The following is a 10,969-nucleotide window of genomic DNA, read 5'->3' on the forward strand; positions in this document are numbered from 1 at the left end:
AGCAAGGGTGTTGTTCCACGACTGTGACACCGCGCACACCGGTCGCTGACCTCGCGCTGGGACGCTCCTGGCCGAATGCGAAACGCAGCCGAGGGGGGAACCTGGAATGTCCGTACGCAACAGATTCGGCACCGCCGCCGCGATCGCCCTGATGACCACCGTCGGCGCCGTCCTGCTCTCCGCCTGCGGCCCCGACAACGCCGGCTCGGATCCCACCGCCGCCCCGGCCACCTCCGCTCCCGGCACCTCCGCTCCCGGCACCGCGGCGCCGGGCGGCTCGACGCCCCCGGGCTCCCCCTCGGCCGGCGGCGGCACCCCGGCCCCGGGCGCCAAGGAGGCCAACGGCACCACCGCCGCCAACCGCCTGACCATCAGCACCGGCACCCAGGCCGTCGCGATGAACGGCACCACCGTCGACTTCGGCACCGTTGTCCGGGACCTCGCCTGGTCCCCCGACGGCACGAAGGCCGCGTTCGTCGACGGCAACGGCGACCTCGTCGTCACCAACCCCGACGGCACCAGGAAGACCACCGTCGCCAAGAACCCGGGCGGCGAGACCTGGTCCCACCCCAGCTGGCAGCACGCGGCGAAGGACCCCGGCGACGACTCCCTCCCCGAGGCCACCGAGCGCTTCAAGAACATCGTCTTCGCCGCCGCCAAGGGCGGCGTCCTGCGCCTGGAGACGATCCCCGCCAAGGCCGTCGGCGGCACCCCCGAGGTGCTCACCCCGCACAGTTCGGAAGGCGGCAACCCGAACCTGCCGCAGCCGCCCCGGACCGGCAACACCTGGGCCAACGCCGGCGGCCGGCACGGCGAGATCGCCTACGCCAACACCCCCGCCAACGAGGTCTACATCTACGACGACTACATCCGCCCCGCCGCCCGCGACATGGGCAAGGGCTCGCAGCCGGCCCTCTCCCCCGACGACGAGCACGTCGTCTTCGTCCGCTCGGTGAGCGGGCACGACCACCTCTTCAGCCGCTCCACCCAGTTCGACCAGAGGAACGAGAAGGACCTCACCCCCGGCGCCACCACCGACTACACCGAACCCGCCTGGTCCCCCGACGGCAAGACCATCGCGGCCCGCACCCCCGACGGCGTCAGCACCCTCCCCGCCGACGGCTCCGCCGCCCCGACCCAGGTCTCCACCGTCAAGGGCCTCCCCGCCTACCGGCCGTAGTCCCCGGCGGCCAACTCGGCGCGCAGCTCGGGAAGATGCTCGTCGGCGGACTCGTGCGGCAGGAACTCGACCACGTCGAGGAAGCGGAACAGCACCCGGGTCTCGGTGACCGCGTACTCGTAGTCACCGAACCCGACCACCGCGCCCGCGCCGCCCCGCACCGCGCCGCGCACGGCGGCCGCCGTCACCGCGTCCGCCCCGTCCGCCGTCACGCCCCTGCGGGCGTTCGGCCGCGCCAGGTACGGGCACACCATCGCCGCGTACAGCATGCACGCCCGATGCCCCGGCCCCTCCATGGTCGGCGCGAGGTTGCGGTACGGCCGCCCCTCGGCGAGCACCCCCGCGATCGCCGCGCTCTCCGCCGCCCCCACCACCCGCCACACGGGCCCCCGCGCCATGAACCCCCCGCACACCGAACACCGGCGCTCCAGCGCACAGTTCGCGCTGCGGCCGTGGTCCGTCAGCGCGAACTGCGGCTCACCGCCGTGCCACGGCGTGATCGCCGGCACCGGGTAGCCCCGGCCGTCCCGGGGCCGCTCCCCCACCCCCGCCGGCATCGGCACACGTTCGAATCGCACACCCCCATCCTTACCTTCTCCCCCCACCCCCGTCGACCTCCCGCGTCGCGCCCGGACACCACCCGGTCCGGAAACGACCTGGGCCCCCGCCTTCGGGCGGGGCCTGCTCCTTTCGTTCAAGGACCCCTCAGGGCGGTCTCGTGGTCGGCGTTGATCATTCGTCTACCGGCGACTGTTGTAGTGCGATCACCGACCCCTTCGAGTCCTTGGAGGACCATAGTGATCAAGCGTGCAGTAATCGGCGTAGCGGCAGCTGCGCTGCTCGGCCTCGGTGGCGGCCAGGCATTCGCCGCCACGGCCCCGGCCGGTTCGGCTGGTACGGACGCCTGGTGGGACCACCCGAGTCACCACGCGAACACCGCCACCGCGGAGTCGGCGCCCACGACGCTCTCCTGGACCTGGGTCAACGGGAGCGGCAACAGGACCTTTGTGACCGCAGCGGGCTGGTTCGACAAGCACCGCGAGGACGTCCTGTAGTTCAGCAAGTCCGCCCCGCCAGTTCCCTGTTGCTGGCGGGGCGCGTTTCGTTGCATCGACACTCCTCAGGGCGGAGGCATCGACATCGGGTCACCCCCTGCGACCGCACGGCACAGCAGTGGCACTCAAGGGCCATCCTCCGTCAACATGCCTACGCCTACCGGAGGACGAGCAACAGAGCCCTCCTGCTATGGTGCGCCGATGTCATCGATCAAGCAGTTCCAAGTCACCTTCGACTGCGCAGAACCCGAGCGCGTCGCTCGCTTCTGGTGCGAGGTGTTGGGGTACGTCGCACCGCCGCCACCGGAGGGGTTCGCCACCTGGGACGATTTCAACCGCTCCCGCTCTGCAGAGGATCAGGGTTCGTGGTTCGCCTGCAGTGATCCCTCAGGCGTGGGCCCGCGACTGTACTTCCAGCGCGTTCCCGAGGGCAGGGTCGTCAAGAATCGGCTGCATCTCGACGTGCGGGTCGGCACCGGGCTCGTGGGTGAAGAGCGCCTCGCCACGCTCGAAGCCGAGTGCGCACGACTGGTCGCGCTCGGCGCGGTACGCGTGCAGGTGCTGCTTGCCGACGGCGAGAACGAGTCGTGCATCGCGATGCAGGACATCGAGGGCAACGAGTTCTGTCTCGACTGAGCATCCTCCGATGAGCATCCTCCGAGCCGGCGAGGCAGGGTCTCGTTGTAGCTGGCCCAGGTCTTGCCGGCGGCGGTGACCTCGGAGGCCAGGTTGGGAGCCTGGAGGGCGCCGACCGAGCCGCAGCCGCCCCCGGGGCCCGCCACCGGGAGTGGAGCCCCGAGGGGCGACCAGGAGCCGCCGTCACTCCGCCGCGGAGGCCTCCTGGGCGAGCAGCACCTTGCGCAGCAGGTCGGCCAGGGTGTGGCGTTCGTCCGCGGTCAGGACGCCGAGGAGGCGGTGCTCCTCGCGGCCGACGACGCCGAGGGCCTCGCGCCAGGCGACGCGGCCGCTCTCGGTGAGGGCGATGTCGACCTTGCGGCGGTCGACGGTGGAGGGTGTGCGGACGATGAAGCCGCGGCGTTCGAGGGCTTCGAGGCGGCCGGTGACGGAGGCGGGGGCGAGGTTGAGGTCGGCCCGCAGGTCGGAGGGAGCGGCGCGGCCGCCGCGACCGGCGAGGACGTGGAGGGTGTCGAACTCGTGCTTCTGCAGGCCGTAGTCGGCGACGCCCTGTTCGCGGACGCGGCCGAGGTGGCGGGTGAGCTCGGACATCCGGGTGACGGCGCCCTCGATGTCGGGGTCGAGGTGGGGCAGCACCGGCAGCCAGCGTTCGACGTGGCCGTCCGTCCGGTCGCGGGGCTGGGTCGGTCGCTCATGGGGGTGCGGTGCCATGGAAGGAGTCTACAAAGCGGAGGGAGAGCACCCCGGAGCGCACCTGCCAGATGGTTCGGTACCGAAATTTCGTTGCCGAAACTTTGACACCGAAATACAGTGCGGCAGGTGAGTCAACACCCCTTGAGGCACCGCGACTTCCGGCTGCTCTTCATCGGCCGGACCATCTCCACCCTCGGCGACGCCGTCGTCCCCGCCGCGCTCGCCATCGCCATCACCCGCGCCACCGGCTCCTCCGCCGCGCTCGCCCTGGTGCTGGGCTGCGCGATGCTGCCGCGACTGGTCCTGCTGCCCTTCGGCGGCGTGGTCGGGGACCGCTTCAACCCGCGCCTCGTCGCACTGACCACCGACCTCCTCCGGGCCGCCGCCCAGCTGCTCGTCGGGCTGGAACTGGTCGGCGGGCGCCCGGACCTGGCGCACATCGCGGTCGCCGAGGCGATCGGCGGCGCCGCCTCCGCCTTCGCGATGCCGACGGCCGCGCCGCTGGTCGCGGCGACCGTCGACGGCACCCGACGACTGCGGGCCAACGCCCTGCTCGCCTCGGCCGGCAGCGCCGCCCGGCTCGGGGGCCCGGCCCTGGCGGGGGTGCTGGTGTACACCGCCGGGCCCGAGTGGGCGTTCGTGCTCGACGGCGCCTCGTTCGTGCTCAGCGCCGCGCTGCTGACCCGGCTCACCGTCCGCCACCGGCCCGGTGAGCGCGGCTCGTTGCGCCGGGACCTCGCCGAGGGCTGGAGCGAGGTGCGCTCCCGCGACTGGTACTGGACCAGCCTGATCGCCCACGGGGTGTGGAACGGTGCCAGTGCCGTCCTGCTCACCCTCGGCCCGCTGATCGCCGCCACCCGCCTGGGCGGGGACGGCGTGTGGGTGGCGCTGACCCAGGCCGGGGCGGTGGGCCTGCTGGTCGGCTCGCTGGTCGCCGGACGGGCCCGGCCGCGCCGCCCGGTGCTGGTCGCCAACCTCGGCCTCGCCCTGTACGGGCTGCCCCTGTTCGCGCTCGCCGTGGCGGCCCCCGGCCCGGTCGCGGTCGGGGCGTACGCGGTGGCCATGGCGGGCCTGGGCTTCCTCAACCCGGTCTGGGCGACGGTCGTCCAGCAGGACGTCCCGGCCGGAATACTGGCCCGGGTCACCTCGTACGACTGGCTGCTTTCGCTGGCCGCCGCCCCGCTCGGGTACGTGCTGGCGCCGCTGGCCGCCGACGCCTGGGGCAGCGAGGTGCCACTGCTGGCGACGGCGGCGCTGGTGACGGCGGTGTGCGCGGGGACGGCGGCGGTGCCCGGCGTCCGGCGGTTCGGCACGGGCGCGGCGGCCGCCGGGCCCGTGCCGGGCGCGGAGCGGCCACCGGCCGGGGTCGACTCCTCGGAAGCCGAGCTCAGTTCCAGATGCCCGTGATGGCCGCGGCGTTGGCGGCGTTGCCCGCGTGGGTGGTGACGCCGGCGAGGTCCTCCAGGGTGCGCAGCACGTTGTAGTGGTTGACCGTGGTGCCGGTGCTGCTGCCGGGGGTGACGTGGGCGCCGTAGACGACGGTGGGGATGCGGTTGCCGGCGAGGCGGTTGTCCTCGTCGAAGGTGACCACGAGCAGGCTGTTGTGGCTCTTGGCCCAGGTGGCGTAGGCGCCGAGGTTGTTCTTGATCCAGGTGTCGCCGGTACCGACCGAGCAGTCGTGCATGTCGCTGCAGAGGTTCGGCACGACGAAGGAGACGTTCGGCAGGGTGGTGTAGTCGGTCGGGAACTGGGTGAAGGTCTTGGCCGAGCTCACCGGGACGTTGCCGAAGCCGAACCAGGGGTTGTGCTTCTGCGCGTACGTGCCGCTGCCGCAGACGGTGCTGCCCTGCGCGGGCAGGGTCTCGTTGTAGCTGGCCCAGGTCTTGCCGGCGGCGGCGACCTCGGAGGCCAGGTTGGGGGCCTGGAGGGCGCCGACCGAGACGCAGCTGTCGTCGGTGACGCCCTGGGTGGAGCCGGAGAACAGGGCGTAGTAGTTCGGCTGGCTGGGGTGGGTGATGCCGAACGACTGGGTGAGGTTGGCGCCGCCGGTGGCCAGGGAGTTGAGGTAGGGGGCGCTGCTGCTGCCGATGACCTGGGTGTAGGCGTGATTCTCCATCACCACGACCACGATGTGGTCGGGCGCGGGCAGGGCGGCGGCCTGCGCGGTAGTGGCGGTGGCGGCCCAGAGGCCGGCGGAGGCGGCGACGAGGGCGGCCACCGAGCCGAGGGCGGTGGCGGTGCGGCGGGAACGGGGCTTTGTGGACGAAGTCATGACAAGTCCTTGGGTAGAGACCGGCCTGGGCGGCCGCTCGTTCAGGGGTGGGGCCGCGATACGCCTAGTAGGGCGTGCCGTTGGCGAAGTCGCGGGCGACGGTGGACTCGACGGTGTCGAGCACGCCGGAGTCGGCGGTGATCAGGCCCAGCTCGCGGTTGTTGTTCAGCGAGTTGTCGGAGAAGTTCTCCGAACCGGCGAAGACCTTGGCCGACGGCGTGCCGTAGTCGGCGACGATGGCCTTGGCGTGGATGTACAGGCCCGTGGTCGAGGAGTAGGTGACCACCTGGCCGCCGGCCGTGGTCACCTGGTCGAAGGAACTGCCGTAGGACGACGGGTTCATGCCGACCACGCGCACCGTGACGCCCCGGGAGGCGGCCGCGGCCACCGCGTCCACCAGGGCCGGGTCGCCGAACTCCAGCTGCTCCACGTCGAGCGTGCGCTGCGCGCCGTTGATCAGGGCCAGCAGACGGGTCTGCGAGTCGGTCGGCGACCAGACCAGGTTGTCGCCGTCGGAGGGGGTGATCGAGGTCTGCGCGTAGTCGGCGGCGAAGACCTGCTCGATCGCGGTGACGTCGTTGGCGTCGGTGTCCACGACGCCGTAGTCGCGGCTGGAGGAGTAGTAGGTGGCGTCCAGGTTCCCGGTCAGGATCAGGGACTTGGCGCCGTCCACCGTGACGGTCTTCTGGTGGGTGTAGACGAAGGCGGAGGAGGAGTACGTCACCCCGACGCCGGCGGCCTGGAGGGCCGAGTAGGCGGCGCCGTTGACCGAGGTGTGCCGGCCGTCGAGGATCACCCGGACCTGGACGCCGGCCCGCCGGCGGCCGATCAGGGCGCTGACGGCGGTGCTGTCGCGCAGCTCGTACATGGTCACGTCGACGGAGCGGGTGGCGGAGTTGATGAGGTCGTAGACGACGCCGTGGTCCTGGTCCGGGAACACGATCGCCGTGTACGTGGCGGCGGTGGCGGCCTGGGCGGTGCCGGACATCGGTATCAGGCCGGCGGCGGCGAGCAGCAGCGCGCCGGTGCGGCGCGCGAAGGTGGCCAGGGGCATGCGGGACTCCACGATCGGTGAGGTGAGGGGAAGACCTGGGCATGGGTGCGGGAGTACGCGCAGAGCGCCCGAACAGCATCGGGCGGATCGGTCCACGCGGGTAGACGACAGCAGGTAAAACCTTGACCCCGGGCCGGGAAACGGATGGTGCGGCCGATCGGGTTCACATTGCCAGCCACCGCCTCGGCCGGTGATAGTGGATCTTCGAGGACGTGGCCGGACGCCGCGTCAGCTGATGAGAGAACAGAGGATCATGGCGAAGATCAGCCTTCTGCGTCCCCTCGCGGTGGCGGCCGCCGGCGTCGTCCTGCTGGCGACCGGCGCCGCGCACGCGGTGGCCGCCGACCAGGGCACCACCACCGCGCCCGCCCCGGACACAGCCGCGGTGCTCGCCGCCCTCCAGGCCACCACCGCCGCCGGCGCCCCGGGCGCCTTCGCCGTGATCCGCGACCACGGCGCCGGCGAGACCACCCGTTCGCTGGCGACCGGCACGGCCGATCTCGACGGCACCCCGATGAACTCCTCGTGGCGGTTCCGGGTCGGCAGCAACAGCAAGATGTTCGCCGCCGTTCTCGTGATGCAGCTGGCGGAGCAGGGCCGGATCGACCTCGACCAGCCGCTGCGCGACTACCTGCCGGCCGGCACCCTGCCGGACACCTGGACCATGACGGGCCGCCAGGTGATGGAGCACCGGGCCGGGATCTACGACCACACCAACGACCTGCTGGAGCAGGCCGGCGAGGAGACCACCGCCGCCTTCGAGGCGCGCATCCGCACCAACGTGTACGAGCCGCGCGACCTGGTGGCGATGTCCGTCAAGCACGGCCAGCAGTACACACCCGGGAGCCGCTACTCCTACTCGAACACCGACTTCGTCCTGATGGGCCTCGCGGTCGAGCACCTCACCGGCCGCCCCTACGCGGACGTCCTGCGCGATCGGATCATCGAGCCGCTCGGTCTGAGCAGGACCTCCTTCGTCGTGCCCGACCAGGAGATCCAGGGCGCGCACGTCACCGGCTACCTCACCAACGACGACCGCACCAAGCCGCTGCTGGACTCCACCGAGCAGACCGGCTCCTGGGTGTGGACCGCCGGCGCCGTCATCTCCGACGCCGCCGACCTGGACCGCTTCCTCACCGCGCTGGTGGCCGGCAGCTCCGGCGGGCTCGTCTCGGACGACTCGCTGAAGCAGATGACCGCCGCGCTGCCCACCCCCACCGCCAAGATCAGCTACGGTCTCGGGCTGCGCCGCATCTCGCTCTCCTGCGGTGACGTGTACGGCCACGGCGGCATCGTCCAGGGCTTCCAGACCCAGTCCTTCGCCGGCCTGGACGGCCACCGCTCGGTCGTCGTGTTCGCCAACGCCTCCAACAACGGCGCCGTGACGCAGGGGCTGATGAACGCGCTGGAGCCGGCCTTCTGCGGCAAGAAGCCGGCCGTCGCGCCGCGGACCGCGTTCGCCCCGAGCGCCTTCGCCGAGGACGACGCGCTGCCGGTGGTGGAGGACACCCGGATCTGACCCGGCCTCCCGGCCCGCCGTCTCCGCACGACCCGCCCGTACGGCCCGCACGCCGTGCGGGCGGACGCGCTTCAGACCCCTGGGGCGGGCCTACCGGCGGCGGCCCCTGGAGCGGCCCTAGCGGCGGCGGCCCTGCCGGGGGCCGTCCGCGCTGAGGTCGGTGAGCGCCTCGGTGAGGAGTTCGCGGGCCTCGTCGGCGCGGCCCTGCTCGATCAGGGCGGTGCCGAGCTCGGTCAGGGTCTTGGTCATGCTGTCCGGCCGGCCGGTCGCCTCGAAGTGGGTCAGGGCCTGCCGGTAGGCCTTCTCGGCGGCCGGCCAGCGCTTCAACGCGGCGCGGTCCAGGCCGAGTTCGTGCGCCGTCATGGCCGCCATCAGGTGCATCAGCGGCGAGGACCAGCGCTCCACCAGCTCCAGCGCGCCGGCCAGCGCGCGCCGGCGGGACTGCACCGCCTCCTCGGCCCGGCCCGAGTCGCGCAGGCAGTTGGCCGCCCCGCGCAGCGTGACCAGCCGGCCGATCCGGCCGGAGCGGCTGTTGACGGCGTCGAAGGCCTCCGCGGCCTGGTGGTAGGCGTCGATGGCCTCCCGGTGCCGGTTCAGGTGCCGGAGGCCGGCGGCGAGGTAGACCAGCGCCCAGCCCTCCTGCTCCCGGGCGCCGATCCGGCGGGCGAGCTGCAGCCCCTCGCCGGCCAGTTCGACGCCGCGCTGGTACCGGTGCAGGCAGGTGACGTACGTCCAGGCCAGGTAGTTCACGTGGACGGCCTCGGCCAGCTGGTCACCGCAGGCGCGGGCCGCATCGGCCGACAGCTGGAAGACCTCGGCCCAGATGTCCCAGCTCAGCAGCCGGTCGGAGAACCAGTGCATGGCCTCGGCGGTGTCGATGACCTCCCGGTGCCGGCCCGCGGCGAAGGCCTGGTGGAGGGCCGCCAGCCACTCCGGGTGCTCCTCCTCCAGCCAGCGCGCCGCCTCGGTGAGCGGCACCGGGGGGCCGGTCCGGTCCCGGTCCGCGCCCGGTCCGGCCTGCGCCTCGGCGTCCCGGTCCGCCTCGCGGTCCGGGTCGAACCGCAGGCCGAACTCGGCGGCCCGGCTCAGCAGCCAGCCGGTCGCCCGGGCACGGGCGTTCGCCACCTCCCCGGGGGGCTCGTCCGCGTCGAGCTGCTCGCCCGCGTAGAGCCGGACCAGGTCGTGCAGCCGGTAGCGCTCCGGGGTGGCCAGTTGCACCAGCCCGGCGTCGATCAGCTGCTCCAGGACGAGTTCGGTCCGTACCGCCGACAGGCCCGCGTAGGCGGCGGCGACGGCGGCGGTGAAGTCGTGACCGGCGGTCAGCGCGGAGCGGCGCAGCACCAGTTGGGACTCGACCGGCAGCCGCCGGTAGGACAGCGCGAAGGCCGGGCGGACGGCCAGGTCGCCGGTCTCCAGCAGGTCCAACCGGTTCTCCTCCGCGGCGAGTTGGCGCACCAGGTGGCTGACGGGCTGCTGCGGGCGGGCCATCAGCCGCTGCCCGGCGATCCGCAGCGCGAGCGGCAGGTAGCCGCAGAGCCGGGCCAGTTCGGCGGTGGCGTCGGGCGCCGCGTCGATCCGCTCGCGGCCGGCGATCCGGGCCAGCAGGTCGGCGGCCTCGCCCGGGGCGAGGGCGTCCAGCCGCAGGCGGTGCACCGACTCCAGGCCGGCCAGGGTGTTGCGGCTGGTGACGAGGGTCACGGCCGGCCCGGAACCGGGCAGCAGCGGGCGCACCTGGCTCTCGTCGGCGGCGTTGTCCAGCACCAGGACGAGCCTGCGCTCCCGTACCAGGGCGCGGTAGAGGCCGGCCCGCTCCTCCGTCCCGGCGGGCACCGCGTTGTCGGCGACTCCCAGGGCGCGCAGCACCTGGCCGAGCGCGTCGCGGGCGGAGAGCGGGGTGGCGGACATGCCGCCGAGGTCGAGCGAGAGCTGCCCGTCGGGGAAGAACGGGGCCAGGGTGTGCGCGGCGTGCAGGGCGAAGGCGGTCTTGCCGAGCCCGGGCTGACCACTGATCAGCACCACCCTGGGGTGCGCGGGTCGGTCGTCCTTGGCCAGCTCGGCCAGCAGGGCGAGGGCGTCCTCGCGGGCGGTGAAGTCGGCGATGTCGCGGGGCAGCGCGAGCGCGCCGGGGGTGAGGGGGGCGGCGGGCGCGGCGTCCTCGGCCTCGGTCGACCCGGCGGCGGCGGGGGCGGGGGCGGCCGGACCGGGCGTGGGAACGGCGGCGGCCGGGGCCGGCCTGGTCCCCCGGGGGCGGCCGAACTGCGCGGCCCGGTCCAGCGCGGCGGCCTGCGTACCGTCCAGGCCCAGCGCCTCGGCCAGGGCGCGGACGGTGCGCCGCTGGGGTCCTCGGGTACGGCCGCGCTCCATGTCGCCGACGGCGCGCAGGCTGACTCCGGCCGCCGCGGCGAGCTCCTCCTGCGTCCGGCCCGCCGCCGCCCGGTACCCGGCCAGCAGGCGGCCGAAGTCGCCGGCCCCCGCTGACTCCGTGTCCGCCCCCGTGCCGCCCGCAGCCGTCATGTCCCGCCTCTGATCGCGCCGTTACTTCTGCCAGACGTTGTGCCTG

At 73.3% G+C, this 10,969-nt stretch carries 10 protein-coding genes; 5 read left to right on the plus strand and 5 right to left on the minus strand.

Annotated features, from left to right (window positions below; translation table 11 throughout):
* The first annotated feature begins 106 nt into the window (after positions 1-106).
* A complete protein-coding gene (locus P3T27_RS21510; protein ID WP_280680797.1) occupies positions 107-1,180 on the plus strand; it encodes an LpqB family beta-propeller domain-containing protein in 1,074 nt (357 codons plus the stop codon).
* On the opposite strand, the gene P3T27_RS21515 is transcribed toward P3T27_RS21510, so the two are convergent.
* Positions 1,168-1,758 carry a hypothetical protein gene (locus tag P3T27_RS21515; protein ID WP_280680799.1) on the minus strand — a complete coding sequence of 197 codons (591 nt, stop codon included), beginning with the start codon at positions 1,756-1,758 and terminating at the stop codon, positions 1,168-1,170. The two genes, P3T27_RS21510 and P3T27_RS21515, sit on opposite strands and share 13 nt — an antisense overlap.
* 219 nt (positions 1,759-1,977) lie before the next feature.
* Here P3T27_RS21515 and P3T27_RS21520 point away from each other — a divergent pair, with 219 nt between their 5' ends.
* Both P3T27_RS21520 and P3T27_RS21525 read left to right on the plus strand, forming a co-directional pair.
* A complete protein-coding gene (locus P3T27_RS21520; RefSeq protein WP_280680800.1) occupies positions 1,978-2,235 on the plus strand; it encodes a hypothetical protein in 258 nt (85 codons plus the stop codon).
* A 201-nt stretch (positions 2,236-2,436) separates the two neighbouring features.
* Positions 2,437-2,871, plus strand: coding sequence for a VOC family protein (locus P3T27_RS21525; RefSeq protein WP_280680801.1), 435 nt, complete (start codon positions 2,437-2,439; stop codon positions 2,869-2,871).
* Between the two features lie 183 nt (positions 2,872-3,054).
* Here P3T27_RS21525 and P3T27_RS21530 read toward each other — a convergent pair whose 3' ends face one another.
* On the minus strand, positions 3,055-3,582 hold the full coding sequence (locus P3T27_RS21530) for a MarR family transcriptional regulator (RefSeq protein ID WP_280680802.1): 528 nt from the start codon (positions 3,580-3,582) through the stop codon (positions 3,055-3,057).
* Between the two features lie 108 nt (positions 3,583-3,690).
* On the opposite strand from P3T27_RS21530, the gene P3T27_RS21535 reads away from it, so the two are divergent.
* Entirely contained in the window at positions 3,691-4,971 is a 1,281-nt protein-coding gene (locus P3T27_RS21535; protein WP_280680803.1) for an MFS transporter, read from the plus strand.
* Here P3T27_RS21535 and P3T27_RS21540 read toward each other — a convergent pair.
* Positions 4,952-5,836: an alkaline phosphatase family protein gene (locus P3T27_RS21540; RefSeq protein ID WP_280680804.1), complete on the minus strand. Its 885-nt coding sequence runs from the start codon at positions 5,834-5,836 to the stop codon at positions 4,952-4,954. The two genes, P3T27_RS21535 and P3T27_RS21540, sit on opposite strands and share 20 nt — an antisense overlap.
* Positions 5,837-5,900: 64 nt before the next feature.
* Complete coding sequence (locus P3T27_RS21545) at positions 5,901-6,890, minus strand: phospholipase D-like domain-containing protein (protein WP_280680805.1); 990 nt, start codon at positions 6,888-6,890, stop codon at positions 5,901-5,903.
* 253 nt (positions 6,891-7,143) lie between these two features.
* Between P3T27_RS21545 and P3T27_RS21550 the strand changes: the two genes are divergently transcribed.
* On the plus strand, positions 7,144-8,409 hold the full coding sequence (locus P3T27_RS21550) for a serine hydrolase domain-containing protein (protein WP_280680807.1): 1,266 nt from the start codon (positions 7,144-7,146) through the stop codon (positions 8,407-8,409).
* A 117-nt stretch (positions 8,410-8,526) separates the two neighbouring features.
* Here the strand turns inward: P3T27_RS21550 and P3T27_RS21555 are convergent, their stop codons facing one another.
* Entirely contained in the window at positions 8,527-10,923 is a 2,397-nt protein-coding gene (locus P3T27_RS21555; protein ID WP_280680808.1) for an XRE family transcriptional regulator, read from the minus strand.
* Positions 10,924-10,969 lie beyond the last annotated feature (46 nt).

The sequence above is a fragment of the Kitasatospora sp. MAA19 genome, assembly GCF_029894125.1.
Lineage (GTDB): Bacteria > Actinomycetota > Actinomycetes > Streptomycetales > Streptomycetaceae > Kitasatospora.